At 44.3% G+C, this 17,616-nt stretch carries 14 protein-coding genes; 6 read left to right on the top strand and 8 right to left on the bottom strand.

Translation table 11 applies throughout. The features are described from left to right. Positions 1 to 14: 14 nt before the first annotated feature. From H6F77_RS03900 to H6F77_RS03890, 3 genes are all read right to left on the bottom strand, one after another. Positions 15 to 242: a type II toxin-antitoxin system HicA family toxin gene (locus H6F77_RS03900; protein ID WP_190485550.1), complete on the bottom strand. Its 228-nt coding sequence runs from the start codon at positions 240 to 242 to the stop codon at positions 15 to 17. Beyond that, positions 239 to 442: a type II toxin-antitoxin system HicB family antitoxin gene (locus H6F77_RS03895; protein ID WP_190485549.1), complete on the bottom strand. Its 204-nt coding sequence runs from the start codon at positions 440 to 442 to the stop codon at positions 239 to 241. Before H6F77_RS03895 ends, H6F77_RS03900 begins: the two co-directional genes overlap by 4 nt. Before the next feature lie 109 nt (positions 443 to 551). Further along, on the bottom strand, positions 552 to 2,942 hold the full coding sequence (locus H6F77_RS03890; RefSeq protein WP_190485546.1) for a tetratricopeptide repeat protein: 2,391 nt from the start codon (positions 2,940 to 2,942) through the stop codon (positions 552 to 554). A 165-nt stretch (positions 2,943 to 3,107) separates the two neighbouring features. Between H6F77_RS03890 and H6F77_RS03885 the strand changes: the two genes are divergently transcribed. After that, a complete protein-coding gene (locus H6F77_RS03885) occupies positions 3,108 to 3,278 on the top strand; it encodes a hypothetical protein (RefSeq protein ID WP_190485544.1) in 171 nt (56 codons plus the stop codon). Between the two features lie 154 nt (positions 3,279 to 3,432). Here H6F77_RS03885 and H6F77_RS03880 read toward each other — a convergent pair whose 3' ends face one another. The 3 genes from H6F77_RS03880 to H6F77_RS03870 form a co-directional block, all read right to left on the bottom strand. After that, positions 3,433 to 4,524: a coiled-coil domain-containing protein gene (locus H6F77_RS03880; protein WP_190485542.1), complete on the bottom strand. Its 1,092-nt coding sequence runs from the start codon at positions 4,522 to 4,524 to the stop codon at positions 3,433 to 3,435. 79 nt (positions 4,525 to 4,603) lie between these two features. Then, positions 4,604 to 5,608 carry a coiled-coil domain-containing protein gene (locus tag H6F77_RS03875; protein ID WP_190485540.1) on the bottom strand — a complete coding sequence of 335 codons (1,005 nt, stop codon included), beginning with the start codon at positions 5,606 to 5,608 and terminating at the stop codon, positions 4,604 to 4,606. 164 nt (positions 5,609 to 5,772) lie between these two features. Further along, positions 5,773 to 6,990: a DUF790 family protein gene (locus H6F77_RS03870; protein WP_190485538.1), complete on the bottom strand. Its 1,218-nt coding sequence runs from the start codon at positions 6,988 to 6,990 to the stop codon at positions 5,773 to 5,775. A gap of 134 nt (positions 6,991 to 7,124) precedes the next feature. Here H6F77_RS03870 and H6F77_RS03865 point away from each other — a divergent pair, with 134 nt between their 5' ends. The 3 genes from H6F77_RS03865 (at position 7,125) to H6F77_RS03855 (ending at position 9,772) form a co-directional block, all read left to right on the top strand. Continuing rightward, complete coding sequence (locus H6F77_RS03865) at positions 7,125 to 7,892, top strand: ATP-binding cassette domain-containing protein (RefSeq protein WP_190485535.1); 768 nt, start codon at positions 7,125 to 7,127, stop codon at positions 7,890 to 7,892. 177 nt (positions 7,893 to 8,069) lie between these two features. Further along, the gene (locus H6F77_RS03860) at positions 8,070 to 8,720 is read left to right on the top strand and encodes an ABC transporter permease (protein WP_190485533.1); all 651 of its coding nucleotides are present in this window, start codon (positions 8,070 to 8,072) and stop codon (positions 8,718 to 8,720) included. Beyond that, entirely contained in the window at positions 8,717 to 9,772 is a 1,056-nt protein-coding gene (locus tag H6F77_RS03855) for a glycine betaine ABC transporter substrate-binding protein (protein ID WP_190485531.1), read from the top strand. The genes H6F77_RS03860 and H6F77_RS03855 overlap by 4 nt, the downstream gene beginning before the upstream one ends. An 81-nt stretch (positions 9,773 to 9,853) precedes the next feature. On the opposite strand, the gene H6F77_RS03850 is transcribed toward H6F77_RS03855, so the two are convergent. After that, positions 9,854 to 11,158, bottom strand: coding sequence for a glycosyltransferase family 4 protein (locus H6F77_RS03850; RefSeq protein WP_206753442.1), 1,305 nt, complete (start codon positions 11,156 to 11,158; stop codon positions 9,854 to 9,856). 299 nt (positions 11,159 to 11,457) lie between these two features. Further along, the gene (locus H6F77_RS03845; RefSeq protein ID WP_190485525.1) at positions 11,458 to 11,661 is read right to left on the bottom strand and encodes a hypothetical protein; all 204 of its coding nucleotides are present in this window, start codon (positions 11,659 to 11,661) and stop codon (positions 11,458 to 11,460) included. 780 nt (positions 11,662 to 12,441) lie between these two features. On the opposite strand from H6F77_RS03845, the gene H6F77_RS03840 reads away from it, so the two are divergent. Together H6F77_RS03840 and H6F77_RS03835 are read left to right on the top strand one after the other, a co-directional pair. After that, complete coding sequence (locus H6F77_RS03840; protein ID WP_190485524.1) at positions 12,442 to 13,791, top strand: efflux RND transporter periplasmic adaptor subunit; 1,350 nt, start codon at positions 12,442 to 12,444, stop codon at positions 13,789 to 13,791. Continuing rightward, positions 13,791 to 17,060 (top strand): efflux RND transporter permease subunit, encoded by a 3,270-nt coding sequence (locus H6F77_RS03835; protein ID WP_190485523.1) that lies wholly within the window; start codon positions 13,791 to 13,793, stop codon positions 17,058 to 17,060. The genes H6F77_RS03840 and H6F77_RS03835 overlap by 1 nt, the downstream gene beginning before the upstream one ends. Positions 17,061 to 17,616 lie beyond the last annotated feature (556 nt).

The following is a 17,616-nucleotide window of genomic DNA, read 5'->3' as shown; positions in this document are numbered from 1 at the left end:
CCAGTCATTTCTAATTACAGCAACTCTAAAAATTGCTCTAAATCTAAACGAGCCTGTTTTAAAATCTTAGCTAGAGTTGAACGCTTAACTGGTCGATGAGCAGGAACCGTCAGTTTCAATACTTCATCTACCATGTGCTTTTGCAATCTGATGTGGCTACCGCGCTGGCGGACAACCGTCCATCCATCCCTTTGTAAAGCAGCGATAACCTGAGTATAAGGCAAACTGGGAACTATGGTCACAATGCCAATTCCCTAATTAATGCACCTTCTTCAATAATCAAATCATCTTCTACTGGCTCAAGGTAAATCTCTATAGCTTCTTGGATGTTTGCTAATGCTTCGTCAATACTTTCGCCTTCGCTGATACATCCCGGAAGAGAGGGAACATAGACTGTATATCCACCTTCATCACTGGGTTCTAATACGACTTTTATATTCATAATTGGGATTTGTAAGGAACTTTTTTATTTTAAATTGTTTGAAGCGATCGCATTCAATAAAGCGATCGCCCGCCTCAAATCGGCTTCAATCATTGGTTGCATTCTGCGATCACTTAACCTCTGCTAAAACTTCCTCTAAAATTTCACAAACCACAGGATTATCCCGCAACAGCTCTAAATTAGCACCGCTTTCCGGAATCGCCTGCCTCAAGAAATTTGCAAAATTTTCCCGAACATTAATTGTATCGGGATGAGCCGACCCTAAACGGCGATCGCGAATGGTCAAAGCCTGCACATACAATGGTTGCGCTTTGCTGTACCTTCCTTGAGATTGGTATAGCCTTGCCAAATTATTAAGGCTCATTGCTGCATCGGGATGCTCCTCTCCCAGCAGGCGTTTAAAAAGTTCCAAGGCTTGTAAATAGAATGATTCCGCTTCGTCGTAGCGATCTCTATGTTGGTATAGGAAAGCTAGATTGTTTAGGCAAGTTGCTACATTACGATGCTCGTCACCTAGCAGACGTTTAAAAAGTTCCAAAGCTTGCACCAACAATGGTTCCGCTTCAATGTAGCGAGCTTGAGAATCGTACCATACTCCCAAATTGTTGAGGCTTTTTGCCACTTCTAGATGTTCGTCACCTAGCAGACGTTTATTCAGCTCCAAAGCTTGTATAAACAACGGTTCTGCTTCCTCATAACGATCTTGCAATTTGTAGAGAGCGGCCAGGTTATTTAGGCAATTTGCTACTTCTCTATGCTCATAACCTAGCAGGCGTTTGTTTAGTTCCAAGGCTTGTACAAACAACGTTTCCGCCTCGCTGTAACGGTATTGAATCTGGTAAAGCATAGCTAGATTGTTGACGAAACCTGCCACAAAAGGATGCTCGCAGCCGAAGCGGTCTTTAGTGACAGCTAGGCGCTCCTCAAGCCAAGGTGCTGCTAAATCATAGAATCCTTGATCTCTATAGAACCTGGCCAAGGCTGTAAAAGGTGAGGGTAAATCGTCATCGCTAAGATACGCAGTTAGATGTTTAGCCACTTCTATCAGATGCGGGACGTTGTGATTGAAAGCAACAATTAAATCACGATTAGCTTGATAAGGAAGTTGCTTTGCCACTGCTGCCATTGTCGTTACAAAAGCTTGTTTCATTTCATCCGCCTGCTCTAACTTTTCCAACTTCTCCTTAAAAAATTCCCTAATTAACTGATGCAGGCTGTAGTTTTCTTTATCAATTTTAAGCAAGTGCAGTTTAATTAAATCCCTTCTAGGTTTTTCCAGGTCTTCACATTGGAACGCATCACCCCGCAAAGAGTGGTATACCCCTTCAACCAGTTCCCAAGGAATGGAAGCTAAGGCAAACAACGAGAGCAGACATCCTACCTGTTGGGCATTTTCATCCAAGCGTTCCCAACTCAACTCAAAAGCATCTGCCACACCGAGTTGAGCAGTCATCATCGTGTCGGCTTCGTTTAGGGCTGGGTGTCTGAGCCGTTTCTGTTTCAACCGTTCTAGCATTTGTGCTAAAGATAACGGCTCCTCCTCTAGATATCGCCCCACCAACTCCAACCCCAAAGGTAAATAGCCCAGCCACTCACAGAGTTCAGCGGCAATATCTAATTCTCGTTCAACCCGTTCATTACCCAACAGGGATTTTAATAATTTCAGCGCATCGGCTGGTGCAAGCACATCCAAGTCTAGAAGTACAATTGGCTTACCCAACCGTTCCCGCGTCGTAATCAGCACTTTAAACCGGGGCGATTCCGGCAAGTAAGGCTGCACCTGCTGCTTGTATTCCGTAACATCATCCAGCACTAGCAAAACATCACCTTCAGCCCAGTGCTGCCAGCAATACGCCACTTGTTCAGAGAGTGAGAATCCCTCAAATTTGATATTCGGGAAGAAACGCGGACGGGCAAATTCCACCAGCTTGAGTGCAAAATCCCCCGCTGGCAACCAGCAAACACCGCCCTGATAGGTGGATAATTTCTCGCGTGCATACTGAATTGCCAGTTCAGTTTTGCCGACTCCCCCCATACCAGTAACGGCGGCTGCGATCGCTACCTGGGCATTTTGCTGCAACAACTTATGCAGTTCTTTCAGTTTTTCGTCACGACCAATAAATTCCTCTCGCTTAACGCCTTTGCGCCCCAAATTCTCGTAACGTGTCGGTGCTGGCGATGCGGTGGGGGGAGACGCGATTGAAGTTCCTACAAGAAGGGGTTCAGCATCTTGGGGCGTTTCAGGGGGCGGGCTAAGTTGTGGCGGCGTGGGTGGATCTTCTTCTACATGAGCGATCGCTCGCCAGTCTAACCCCAATTTCTGAGTAATTTCGACAAAGTTCCGATAATCAATACCTTTGCCATTAAAGAACTTGCTGACAGTAGCATAAGCAAAGCCTAACTCCTCAGCCAGAGCTTTTTGGCTGGGAAAGCGATTACGCTGAAGCGCTAGCTTAACTTGGGAAATAAACTCTGGGGCAACTTTGAGCGATCGCGACATAGCCCACTCATTGGAAGGTTTTTCAAATATATCGACTTTTTTAGAATGTTAGCCACAACTTAGTTACAAGTCATATAAACGCATATAGTATTTAGCCTCAAACGCATATATCAGCCGAGTTTGATGAGTTTAGTCCTAAAAACTACATCAATAGAGGCTAAATCAATGACAACTCCTAGCAACGCCAAAAGAGTTAAGAGACAAAGAAACCTAACCATCAAATTTGCTATTCCCATCTTGGTGGGACGGATTAATTCTAACTTGGGCTTCCTGATTGGTGCGCTTATCTTCGCTTGGGAATTTCTGGAAGATCATCCGAGCGATCGCCCTGAATAAACCTGTAGGGGCAGTTGATGAATTGCCCCTAACTCCGCCAGCAAATACAGAATGCGATCGCGCTTTTAATCGGAAAAATGCCCAAAAAAAAGCCTGCGATCGCAGGCTTTTTTCTAATATCTCCCTTATTCCAACCAGGGGCAATTCACCAAAATTACTTCGTCTTACTTTGAGACTTTGCTTGCTCCATAGCCAAATCCTTGAAAGTCTGCAACGAACTCATATTCGCCGCGCCTTCTATCGCCTTCACCGCCAAATCTTGCACCTGCTTCTGCGCCGCATCCAATTGCTTCGCTAAATTTTGAAGTCGCGATTCCTGAGTTTGAATCGTATTTTCTAACGACTGCAAGCGCTGTTCGTACAACCGCTTTTGTCCTTCCACTTCCTTGGCAAACATATCCGACTTAATCTTGGCATTATAATTGCCAATTCCCTTGCCTTCGTCCTTCGCTTTCTTAATAGCAGCTTCCTTCTCTTGAGGAAAGGCTTCTACCTTAGTCTTAGCTTCCTCGTGTTGCTTCTCGCGTTCTGCGATCGCTTTCTCTCGTTCAGTCCATTCTTTCTCTTGTGCTTGTCTTAACTCTTCCAGTTCCTTATATAAAGCGTTTTGCGTTTGACTATATTCATCTGCATCTAATTTGCGTGTCAGTTGCAACTCATACTTATACTCATCAACATCGCGCTGGCGAGTTTTTGCCTGCGTATCATTGCGCTCTTTTATCGTGCGCTTGTGTTCTTCCTGCTCCTTCTCCCAAGCCTTGCGGCGATCTTGCGTTTGTTGTTCTAAAGTTTCCTTTCTGTCGGTAAACTCTTCCTTAAACGCCTTAGAACTTGTTTCATAAGTTTCTATCAGCGTATCAACCATCCCTTCTGCAACTTCTAAATCGTGCAGTTCTTTTAAGGCTTGGATTTCAGTAGCTACAAACCCCCTGAGTTCTTGTAATTTAGATGCTTCCGATGTCAGTTTTTCCGATAACTCGCTGACAGTACTGCCAAAGCCAGCTTGCAGCTTCGCCAGGCTTTCCAGCGTATAATTCATTTTATTCTCAATAATTTGAGTCTGGCTCATCACCTTAGTTGCCTCTACTACTGGTTGCTTTTCTTTAACTGCGACAGATGGCTTTGCTTGTGCTTCTTTCTGTATTTGCTTAAGCTGCGTCTCTACAGCTTTCTTCTCTTCCATTAATTCATCGAAAGCTTCAAATATTTGAGCCTTTGTAGCTCTTTCACCTGGTTTTTTTACCATTACTAACCTCCTAATAAACTTCTAGTTTCTCGTTTTCGTAACCCAGGCTAGTCAGGTGGGCATTGCCCACCCTACGTTTCTAATTATTTGATTTTGCCGGAGAAGTTCCATTAGAACTTTCAAAAGCTCTCATTGCCAAAGATTGTGCTTGCTTCATCGCAGCTTGCAACTGTGTAGACAAGTCTGTAATTTGTTCAACTTGTCGCTGAATTGTTGCCTCCAGGGATAGAATTCTCATTTCATAACCCTGTTTAGTACCTTCCCACTCTTTCTCGGCTAAATCAGCCTTCACCTTAGCTTCATTAGTCGCTTCCTTAATTGCCTCTTCCCTGGCTTTCTTAACTTCTGTTTCCAACTCCGCAGGGAACGCTTCCACTTTCTTTTGATTCTCTTCAAACTTTGCTTGATTCTCTGTAAGAATCTTCTCGCGTTCTGCCCATTGTTTGCCCTTTTCTTGATTGGCTTCTTGCAGTTCGCGTTCTAATTTCCGCTTCTTCTCTTCGTACTCATCCGCTTCTATTTTGCGAGTACGTTCTAACTTATATCGATGCTCGTCTTGTTCCTGTTGGCGTTCTCTTGTTGTTACTTCCGTTTGTTCGCGGATGGCAATTTCATACTCCGCCTGCTCTCGTTGCCAAAGTTTGCGCTTATCAGCCATATCTTTATCAACGGCTTCGCGTTGATTGGCTGCTTCTTGCTCAACAAACTTTAAATTTTCCTGGTGTTCTTGATTTAAGATATATAGAGCATCGGCTACTATCCTGATTTCCTTAAGCTCTTGCAAATGATCCTTTTCAATCTCTATGCCGCGCTTAAGTTCGTCTAACTTGTTAGCTTCTGCTGTTAATTTTTCAGATAATCCGCCTACAATACCGCCAACTTCCAATTGCAAGTCAGCCAGACCTTTAACAATACTATCGATAGTATATGTAGAGGCTGTTTCGAGAATTTGCTTATTCTTCGCCTTCTCTGCTTCCTCTTCTTTTGTTGCTATCTTAGACTCTATTTTCTTCTTTTGAGCAAGTAGTTGCTGAAACGTTGCAATAATCTGCTCTTTACTGTCTTTGGGCGCAAGTTTATTCATGCTTATTCTCCTTAAATGGGCAAAGCTACGCTGTCAGAAATCCGTTAACTCTTAAGAAAACGGATTTCTAAATTTGTCAATATTGCAAATAGAGTAGGAAAGGGAACGTCTGAAGCGGATAGTACATTTGTTCTAGTACACTATACTGAACCACTCTGCGATTGTCAAGGCTGCTCTAGCGCCTCTAGGACGGCTTTGGGCGAAAGTTTATCCTTAAACCAGATAAGCCGCCCTGGTATATCCTTCACCTTCACGCCTGCCTTTTCCAGATTTAGGCGCTCGGAAATCGCTAAAATTAGGTTGTCGCATTCGGCGCGTCGCACCTGGGAAAACTTCTTTTGCAAGTATTCCGGTCGCCAGTAGCCTACAATCTCTAACAGGAAGTTGCGACCATCGGGATGTACCAGGCGAAAGTCGGGAATCATCACGCTGCCTGGAATTGGGATAAGGTCAACTTCGCGTTCTAACACCCACTCGCTTTTCAGCGAATCCCACCTATCGGCAAAAGACGCCTCTAGCATGCTGTCGTAAGGTTTACCTGGTGGGTAGTGAGACACCAAGCCGCACTCTGAGTTGAGGGTGAAGCGTCCGTTTTTATAGGTTTTCGCGTACTCGTCTTTCCAATGTAAGGTTGCACTGAGACTCCATTTAGTGACGTGCAATAAAGCTGGGAGGAGTTTGGCGATCGCCAATCCATATCGCGTGCTAGCCTTAAACAAACTCGTCGGGCCATCTACAGTAATAGTGAACCCGTGATCTGCGTCGCCTTCGATATACGCCATCAACTGAAACAGTTTGAGATAGCGAAATAAAAGTTTGTACTCCCCCGGCACGTTGCGATGTGCGTTAAGAGTGATGCTGCTGGCGCGGTAAAAAACGCCTTGTACTTGCGCCAAGTTGTATCTATGCAATAACTCTTCCGGCGTCGGTATATCAAATTGCGTCAGTATGCGATTCTCGGCTAAATCTGCATATAGCCCAGTGCGAATTTCTACTGGCAAAACTTCGCGATTTAGTTCCTCAGTTAGTTGCATTGCTAACTTATCGAGAGTTGCAATAGATGCACGGGTACTGGGAACAGACTCAGCAGATAAAGCAAAAACTCGTTTTCGCAAATCTGGCGGTTCTAGGGGACTGACGATTTCAAACGTAGATAAGCCTTTGAGGATGTGGGCGAGTCCCCGTTTGAGGCGATAATCGGGACTGTCGCCTTCTAATTCTAAGAGTTGGCGGTCTAGTTCGCCTTGGGTATTGCCGAGGCATTCTTGGAAACAGGTGATGAGTTGAGTGGCGATCGCACGCATCTTATCATCTATATCTAGTCGTTTAGGTGCGATCGCTTCTCCAGTTTGTCGGTGAATTAACAAGTCTGTCGGTAACATATTTTTGTCTAATACCCAATATCTCGTTAAGTTTAAGGTAGAAATGAACCGCCCCGCCGATAGGAAAGGAGAGAGAAGAACGAACCCGCCCCGCCAATAGGAAGCAGAGAAGAGAAGGAAGAGAAGAGTAAATTATGCCGCAGGATAATCAAATTGCTGTCGAATTTAGTAACGTTGAACTTAGATATAATCCAAACAATCGCCCCTTAGTTTCAGGTTTAAATTTCACAGTTCGACAGGGAGAAGCGCTGATATTGCTAGGGCGTAGCGGTAGCGGCAAGACAACAACAATGAAATTAATAAATCGCCTGCTAACACCAACTGGTGGGGAGGTAAAAGTTGCAGGAAAATCAACTATTCAATGGAACCCCATCGAATTGCGGCGGCGGATTGGTTATGTTATTCAAGAAATTGGCTTGTTTCCCCATTTCACTATTGAACGCAATGTGGGAATAGTGCCAGCACTAGAAGGTTGGAAACCTTTGCAGATTAAAACCCGCGTTTATGAACTTCTACAGCTAGTAGGCTTAAATCCAGAGCAATTTGCACAGAGATATCCGCACGAACTTTCTGGCGGACAACGGCAGCGAGTTGGTGTTGCCCGCGCACTAGCAGCCGACCCTCCTATTATGTTAATGGATGAACCTTTTGGGGCACTAGATCCCATCACCCGCCTCGACATTCAACGCGAGTTTCGCCGCTTGCAAGAAGAATTAGGTAAAACCGTGATTTTTGTTACCCATGATATTCAAGAAGCCTTGAATTTAGCATCGAGAATTGGCTTAATGCATGACGGAAAGTTAATCTTTTTAGGGACGCCCGATGAATTTTTGCAATCTCAAGAACCAGAAGCGCGTGCTTTCCTACAATGCCTACAGACGAGAAATTATGAATTTAAATAAATTACACGACTAACAAGCTTACTTTATTCCTGCTACAAAACTACCTCTTTCTTCTCCTTTCTTTCTTCGCGTTCTTCTTTCTTCGCGGTTCCTTAATAAAAATTATGATATTGTAAATAAGCTATACCATATCTCGCTCAATATTCATCCTTCAAAATTCCTAATTCATAGTTTTACATGAATGATTTTTTCTTATTTCGCTATGCCCCGGAAATAGCAGGGCGCAGTTTAGAACACTTGCTGCTGGTGTTGATTTCTATTGGTATTGCCACCCTTATAGGGATTCCTCTTGGCATTGTAATTACCCGCCAACCGCGACTAACTAAGGGTATTTTGGGTTTTGCAAATATCGTGCAAACTATTCCCAGCTTGGCGCTATTGGGCTTTCTAATTTCTGTACCTTTTCTGGGAGGAATTGGCAATACACCAGCTATTATCGCCCTGACTTTATATTCCTTGCTGCCGATTATTCGCAATACCTACCTTGGCATTTCTGGGGTTGAACCATCTATCCGCGAAGCTGGGCGCGGTATGGGCATGACAGATAATGAGTTGTTATTTCAAGTTGAAATGCCTCTCGCCTTGGGAGTTATTCTGGGTGGGGTGCGTGTAGCAGCAGTTATTGGAATTGGCGTTGCTACAATTGCAGCTGAAATTGGCGCTGGTGGATTGGGCGTGCTAATTTTTAGGGGCGTGGAGACGGTGAACAATCAGCTAATTCTTGCTGGTGCAGTACCTGCGGCGGTGATGGCTTTACTTGCAGATTTCGGTATTGGTTTGCTTGAAAATTCCCTCACACCAATTGGACTTAGGAAAAACCGCAAATGAATAAGCCAAACATAAAAAATCATACCGGGAAAAATTTCTTATTGTTTTTTGCCTTTCCTATTTTTTTCTCTCTGCATTCTCTGCGGGGGGTAGGTTCGTTTTTATTAAAATATGAGCAGATATACAAAAATCAAATAGCTAGGGCAAAACATCATTCTCGCGCTTTGGGCGTATTCTTTTTTAGTTTACTATTGACAGTAGCGATCGCATCCTGCCAAACTACACAACAAGCTGGCAGCGGCGATATTATTATATGCTCGAAAAACTTTACCGAGCAACTCATCCTTGGAGAACTTCTATCGCAGCACATCGAAGCGACAACTAAGTTAAAAGTAAACCGCAGCCTCGGTTTAGCGGGTTCCCTTTGCCACCAATCTATCGTAGCTGGTAAGGTTGACGCTTATGTTGAATATACTGGTACTTCTTTCACTGCTATTTTGAAAGAAAAACCAATTACTGATGCTAAAGAAGTTTATCGACAAGTTAAACAACAATATGCCGATAAGTTCAAACTTGAGGTGACAAAACCATTAGGTTTTGAAAATACCTTTGCAATGATTATACGCGGTAGCGATGCGCGATCGCTCAATATACAAACTCTATCCCAAGCTGCAAAATATACCCCGCAATGGCAAGCTGGTGTTGGCTATGAATTTATCGAACGCGAAGATGGCTTTCCCGGTTTAGTCAAGGCTTATGGCTTCCAGTTTGGAAAACCACCCCAACCTATGAATTTAGGGCTAATGTATCGGGCGTTAGCTGAAAATAAAGTCGATATGGTGGCAGGAAATTCAACGGATGGATTGATTGAAAAACTCAATCTAGTGGTGTTAAAAGATGACAAAAAATATTTTCCCCCCTACGAAGCTGCACCTATAGTTCGTCAAGAAATATTGAAAAAATACCCCCAGCTACGCCAAGTATTCGAGCAACTGGGGGGATTAATTTCTGAAAAAGAAATGCAACGTTTAAACTTTCAGGTAGTTGGTGAGTTTCGCAAGGTAGAAGACGTAGCGCGTGAATTTTTGCAATCTAAGGGTTTAGGTAATTAGTGCTTACACAGCATATGCAAGCAAGAGATACTGAATTTTACAGGCTAAAACAGTATTCTTCATTAGCTACAAGTGGATAGCCTATTGAGCCGCATCGGCAGCTGCCAATGTATTGCTGAGTTGCGGTACTTTCCCTGGTTCTCGTGCAGTCACCTGTTCCCCAACTACAACTTTCTTATACAACTGAGACATTCTTATCGCTTTCTGTTTCCAGCTTTCCGTCTTGGCGAACTCATAGCCAACTCGACCCATTTGTAAACGTTCTTGGGGATGTTCAAACATATATTGGATTGCTTGAGCCAGCCCCTTTACTACCTCAGTAGGACTTGTCACAGGAACTTTAATTCCAGCTTTCTGGGGAACAAAATCTTTTGCTCCATGATGATCTAGCGTGATTATTGGTAGCGCCAAGCCCATTGCCTCGATTAATTGCATACCAAAAGAATCGCGTAAACTCGTAAACAGGAAAGCATCGCTGTTTAGATATTCCTGCTTTACTTCCATCCAGGAGACTCTACCGCGATATATAACGCGATCTTCTAACCCAAATTCTTCTATCCAGCCAGGTACGCAATCGCTTAACTGACCACCACCTAAAATGGTCATTTTAAAAGGAACTATATCCTTAACTTGGGAAAGAGCTTCGAGGGCAAGACGTAAACCCTTTCTTGGGTATATACCACCAACCCAAATCAGCCGCAACTCTTCCGAACTTGGCCGGATTGGAGGTTGCTCGGGAAAATAGTCTTCCGGTATACCAACATCCAGAAACATTTCTACCCGCTTTGCCCCAAGTTCCTTGGTTAGATTCAACGTGTCGCGGTTTGTTGCCAATACTAAATCAGCCCGCCTAACAGTGTTGCACACGAAGCGGTTTAATGTTATCAGCTTCACCATAGAAGAGCGTATAAATTCATGCTTCCAATTGTTCAGGAAGTATTTTTTGAAACCTGAAGGAGCGATTTGGCCGCCGCCAATTGGCCCAAAAATAAATGGTTTATTGAACTTAGAAAGCCAAGAGCCAGTGTTTAACCCACTCCAACTTACATGATGGACGAGATCCAAATCATATTTTCGATCTAGGCTCAATGCCATATCGTAAGCTGCTTTCTGCCATCCCAAATAGTGTGCGTAATATGCGTAGAGTTCAATGAAGCGGCCTCTAACGTAACGCTTTATCCAATTAGGAACATCAACATAAATAATGTGTAGATTGGGCATCGGGTTCGATGCCAGTTCCCGTTCAATTGCATTCTTGCCATCAAATCGAGTCAATACCCAAACTTCGTGACCCAATTCCGCTAGATTCCATGCCCAGTTCCAGCCTATTCCTGCTTCGGAACCGCAATGAGGCTCACAGGCATAAGCAAAAAGCAATACTCTCATATGCGATTTTTCGGGAAGCTTACTTTTTAACATTGGTTTGCCCACTTGCTGTTATTGGGTTTAGACCTCTCCAAATTAAAATGCAAAGATTTTATAAAGGTTTATACCCAAAGTGAAGTTTTGATAAAGAAAGATGTACGTCTAAAGTTAAACTCTGGCTAGTTAAAAATATGCTACTCCTCTAGAGAGGTATGTCTACAGATATATTTTGTTGTAAGTTTTTGATAAAGCGGCGGGACTCCGCTAAGCTAGGAAGCAAAAATAAACGAAAACTGTTAGCTGTATAGGTAAATTAGGTATTAATTAGGCATATTTACCCAATACCCCCAAATTTGCAGACCTATTGCCAGATCTGCCAATGCTGAAATATCTAATTCTCGAATTGATTGGTAGGTTATGTAGATACTTGGGTGTGCTATTACGTTTGCTATAATTATCCGCGATCGCTCAATCTTTAAGCTGTCTCTCAAGCAACACGAGGGTGTATCTCCAGGTTTAGTCAAGGCTTAGGGCTTTCAGTTTTGCAAACAAACCCAGCCAATGACTTTGCATCTGTTTTATCGGTTGCTGGCTAAAAAAGTTTATAGGGTAGCTGGAAATTTAACAGTATTAGCTGATTGGAAACAATTAAGGCTATGAATTAAAACGTTATAAGAATTATTTATACTCCTAATGATAGGCTTTCATACTGACAATAAAAATATGAAATTTTAAGCTTACTTAGCTTAAGCAATAATATAAAAAAGGCAGATAACAAATTAAAATTAGTTTTTTATTTATCTTAAAAATCACTACGGATTCGTATTTGAAAAAGGTAACAAACTAAATAATAATTACAAAGAATATTATTAATATTCTTTGTAATTATAAAATTAATCAAGGCTGGATAAAAGTATTTATAGTTACATAATTTCTTTTCTGTATGTTTCTAGCAAGGAATTGGGCTGGGCTTTTGGCCTGAATGCAAAATTCCCAACACGATATCTGCTCAAACCAGCGCCTGCGCTGGCACCAGGTCAGGCAATAAATTCCTTGTCTGATAGCTAAAGCCTCTTAAAAAGGGCTAATTATCGCCCTTACATAAATTTTTTTCAATTAATTGAACCATTAGCTTAAAGTTTAAGTCGCAAGCAGAATGTAGAGGCAGATATAAATTGCTCTGGGGAGACCATTTGGATAATGGTGACTTACTACGGGAGACAGATATTACAGGTGGAGCGATCGCTCTATAATGATAAATATTAAGCTTTGTAATAAGTCAATTCTAAAATTAAAAATAAACAGTGAAAGTTCATTATTTGGCCGTTGCTTTGTGCCTGCTCGCCTTGAGCGGGTGTGACGTTGTTCCCAAAGCCGAAGCCGAGGCGCAATCTAAAGCCGCCAGAGGGCAAGCAGGTGGAGGACTAACTGCGGTAGATGTAGCGATCGCTAGTACTGGGTTGCTACAAGAAAAGATAGAATTCGTCGGCAATACTGAACCAGCGCGGGCAGTGTCCGTCCGTTCCCAAGTCGAAGGACGCTTGCTAAAGTTGAATACTGATGTCGGCGAAAAAGTTACTAGAGGGCAAATACTCGCCCAACTAGATAATGCCTTGTTGCAGACAGCTGTCACCGAAGCGCAAGCCGAACTAGAAAGTCGTAAATCGGAAGTAGCACGCGCCCAAACCCAGGTTAGCAATGCGCGGGCGAAAGCCGAAGAAGCACGCCTGGAATTTCAGCAAGCACAGCGAGACGCAGCTAGGCGGACTCAACTTTTTCAACAAGGTGCTATAGCAAAGCAAGACGCAGAACTAGCCGAAACAGCCGCCAGAACAGCCCAACAAACTCTGCGAGCAGCTGAAGAACAAATCCGTACCGAACAGCAAGCAGTCGCCGCCGCACAAGCAAGGGTTGCGGCGCAACAGGCAGCTATTGCCCAAAGTCTGGAGCGTAAGTCATACTCGTTGATTAGTTCCCCCATTAATGGCGTTGTCACGCAGAAAATTACCGAACCGGGCAACTTAGTGCAACCTGGAGGTGAAATATTAAAGCTAGGAGACTTTAGCCGCGTCAAAGTAAAGGTTCCTGTTTCTGAGTTGGAATTGTCTGATGTGCGAATCGGGCAAGCGGTACAAGTGCGGTTAGACGCTTTTGAAAATCAGACTTTTACCGGCCAAGTGACTAGCATTAACCCAGCAGCCGATGCAACAGCTCGTCAAATTCCCGTAGAAGTTACAATTCCCAACAGTAACGGGCGAATTGGCAGCGGACTGTTTGCGCGAGTTAGCTTTGCAACCACAGAAGCGCCCCGCGTAATAATACCGCAAACGGCGTTGCAAGAAGCGGGGGAGAAGAGGAGTCAGGAGGCCGGAGTCAGGAGTCCGGAATCTCCAAGCCCCAAAACCCAAACCCCAGAACCTTCTGTGGTTTTCGTAGTGACGGGTGAAGGGAAAGAAGCTAAAGTGGCAGCACGGCAAGTGACCGTTGGCGAGCGCGTGTCTGGCAAAGTAGAAGTATTATCAGGGTTACAGCCCGGTGAAAGATTTGTTACTCGCAGTGGCAAACCCCTCAAAGATGGAGAACAAGTCCGAGTGAGCGTTCTCTCGCAAACAAATAGACAAAATCAGCAAAACCAGCAAAAGGGACAGCAGTGATGCAGACATCTGGGTTTAGCTTAAGCGCGATCGCTATTCGCCGTCACGTCGGTACGCTCATGCTTACCCTCACCGTTTTGGTGCTGGGTATCTTCTTCCTCACACAACTCCAAGTAGATTTGCTACCCTCCATCACCTATCCCCGCATCGGCGTGCGCGTCAATGCTCCTGGAGTCTCCCCAGAGGTAGCAGTTGATGAAGTTACCAGACCATTGGAAGAAGCCTTAAGCGCAACCGAGGGAGTTGTTCAAGTTTATTCTCAAACCCGCGAAGGACAAGTCAGTTTAGACTTATTCTTTGAACCAGGGGGCGACATCGACCAAGCACTAAACGATGCCACCGCCGCATTTAACCGTGCTAGAGCCAACCTCCCCGATATCGTCGAAGAGCCGCGCCTTTTTAAAGTAGACCCCTCGCAGTTACCCGTCTACGAAGTAGCGCTACAATCTGCCTCCTTGAAAGATGTAGATTTGCGCGTATTTGCCGATGAAGAACTATCCCGCGAACTCGGCGTGGTTCCAGGTGTCGCCTCTGTCGATGTTGCAGGTGGTTTGCGAGAAGAAGTGCAAGTTGAAATTGACTTGAGGCGCTTGCAAGCATTGGGCATAGGTTTAACAGATGTGTTGAATGCGTTGAGAGAACGTAACCAAGACATTTCGGGCGGTCGCCTGCAAGGTAACGAATCAGAACCGCTAACCCGCACGGTGGGACGCTTGAGGAATGCAGAAGAAATTCGTAATATCTCCCTTACCGTCGCTTCTTCGCCTTCCCCTGCCCAAGAGGGGGCATCTTCTTCCTCCTCCCAAACGGGGAGTACAGGGGGGCCGCAGCGCCGCATATACCTGCGAGATGTAGCTGAAATAATAGATGGCACGGAAAATCAGCGAGTCTTCGTGTCACTCAACGGGGAACAGGCGGTTAAACTCAGCGTTCAGAAACAGCCGGATGCAAATACCATCAGTGTGGTGGAAGGTGTTAAAAACCGGATCGAGCAACTGAAGCAGTCGGGAGTGATTCCCGAAGATATGAAACTGGTTGCAACTTCAGACGAATCGCGGTTTATTCGTAATTCTGTAAACGATGTTATTAGTTCGGGGGTTTCTGGAGCATTATTAGCTGCGATCGCCGTACTCTTCTTTCTAGGTTCGCTGCGGCAAACTTTCATCATCTCCCTGACTATTCCCCTTTGTACTTTGACCGCTTTGATTTTGATGAAGTTTTCTGGCTTCTCACTCAATGTCTTCAGTTTGGCAGGTCTAACATTGGGAATTGGTCAAGCAATTGACACCAGCGTAGTCATCTTGGAGAACATAGCCGAAGGTGCTGGCATGACACCAGGAAACCATCGCCAGCGACCGCAGACTACAAAGGAGATGATCGACCAGTCTATTACCAGCGGTCAGGAAGTGGAAGGCGCGATGGTTGCTTCGACGGGCGCTAACTTAGTATCAGTCCTGCCATTCGTGCTGATTGGTGGTTTTTTCTCCCTCTTATTTAATGAATTAATTCTCACAATCTGTTTTGCAGTTGCAGCTTCTTTGTTAGTGGCGCTGACAATTGTGCCGATGTTAACTTCTCGCTTGCTGGCTATTCGTTGGTCGAGTGGAATAGGTAATTTTTGGCTGCTGCGGAAATTTAACCAAATGTTTGAGGCGGGGACTGGCAGTTACACCCGCACGTTAGCCTTTGTACTGCGTTTTAGGATAATTGCGATCGCTGCGGCGCTGTTAATTCTCGGTGGTGGCAGTCTGTGGATGGTTGGTCAAATTCCTCAAGAAATTCTCCCCCGCATCAACACGGGTCAAGCAAACCTGATTGCCCAATTTCCTCCCGGCATCAGCGTGGATACCAACCGTCAAGTAATGAAAATTGTTGACGAAATCCTCATCAAACAGCCAGAAACAGAATCGGTATTTACAACGGCTGGAGGTTTTCTATTCGGTAGCGCTACCACTTCTAACCCGCTGCGTGCTTCCAGCACAATTAACCTCAAGCAAGGTACTGATGTCCAATCTTACGTGCAACGGGTTACTAAAGAACTTGACACCCTCAACCTCGCTGGAATTCGTCTGCGGCTAAATCCTGGTCAGGTGCGGGGGATTATCCTTACAAACTCCCCAGTGCGGGGGGCTGATGTTGATATCATCCTGCAAGGCAATGACGAGAAGACGCTGCAACAAGCGGGAAGGCAAATCTTGGCTGCGTTAGAGGAGAAAGTTCCAAGCGCCAGTTTCCGACCTGATGCCGATCAGAGGCAACCAGAAGTACAAATTAGACCTGATTGGGAACGCCTTTCTGAGTTTGGATTGAATACTCAAGATATTGGCGATACGGTCAAAACAGCGATTGAGGGTTCCGTACCGACACAGTTGCAAAGGGGAGAACGCTTAATTGATGTGCGAGTGCAATTGGATGAAGAATCGCGATCGCGGGCTTCTCAATTAAAGCAACTACCCATATTTACCAACAATAATCGCTCGATTCGTTTAGCTGATGTCGCTAGCATTAATGAGGGTCAAGCCCCAGGCGAAGTGCAGCGCATTAACCAGCGAACCGTTTTCTTGATCGCTGGTAATTTGAACAAGGGAGCCAACCTTAGCGATGCCCTTACACAGGTTAACCAAGTGTTAGCTGAAGTTAAATTGCCTCAAGGCGTTAGCATCCTTCCCAGTGCTGCCGCCCAAACGAATAAACAATTGCAAGACTCCCTCAAGGTGTTAGGAGGATTATCAGCCTTCCTAGTATTTGTGGTGATGGCTTTACAATACAACTCTGTAATTGACCCACTCGTAATTATTCTCACCGTCCCGTTAGCATTGGCTGGGGGAATTTTTGGGCTTTACATCACTAAGACAGCTATTGGCGCAACCGTTCTAGTAGGTGCCGTACTGCTGGTGGGGATTGTAGTTAATATCGCCATCATTATGATAGAACTCGCCAACCAAATCCGCGAACGCGAGGAAGTTGACCGCAAAACCGCTATTCTCAAAGCGGCTCCCCAACGCCTGCGACCGATTATGATGACTACCATCACTACGGTTTTAGGCTTATTCCCTCTAGCGTTAGGACTTGGCGAAGGTTCGGAGTTCTTGCAACCGCTAGGAATCGTAGTGTTTTTTGGTATGTCGGTAGCAACAGTACTAGCTCTGTTTATTATTCCCTGTTTCTATACCTTGTTCCACGAATTACCTGGATTCCCTAAAGGTAAGAAAAAAATTAGGAAGCCTAGATTCCAGCGAGAACAGCCAAAAGAAAAGGTTCTCTCTTAAATTCTTGGCTTTTTCCTCGTTCGGGACTTACGCATAGATAATTGTCCGCAATTTATGCCTAAGTCCCTTCAGACACAAGTGATTCACCTGGAATTACATCCCCATATCGCCAAAATTGGCAACTATCATCATACTCAGGTAAAAAACCACAACCGAGCAACCAAGCGATACTAACATACTTTATATCCTCCAAATTTTTGGCTGAAATGCTCTGCTTTGTACAGCCTCAGCATTATTTAGCAAGGCCGTATTTATATACCCCATAAGGGCAACTGTGAGACACACCTACTAATGCGATCGCTTTTGATAACAGCGAATATCCAAAATCGTTTCTCAAAACTTTTTGGTCTCTACTATCAGTAATAGTACATTTAATACTAATAAATTTTCATTGCTTTAGCAAAATATCGTAATTTTTACACACACTTGACTAAAGCCCATCTTACTTTTATCGTAACTTTACACAGGGTTCAACTTTGTATATTTGTAACTTTAATAGTGAATATACGCAATATTACTTAAACAATATTTCTTAATATTAAGGTTGCTAATTAAT

The sequence above is a fragment of the Microcoleus sp. FACHB-831 genome (assembly GCF_014695585.1).
Classification (GTDB): domain Bacteria; phylum Cyanobacteriota; class Cyanobacteriia; order Cyanobacteriales; family FACHB-T130; genus FACHB-831.
The sequence above is the reverse complement of the archived record's forward strand: the minus strand, read 5'-3'. Positions and strand labels throughout refer to the sequence as shown.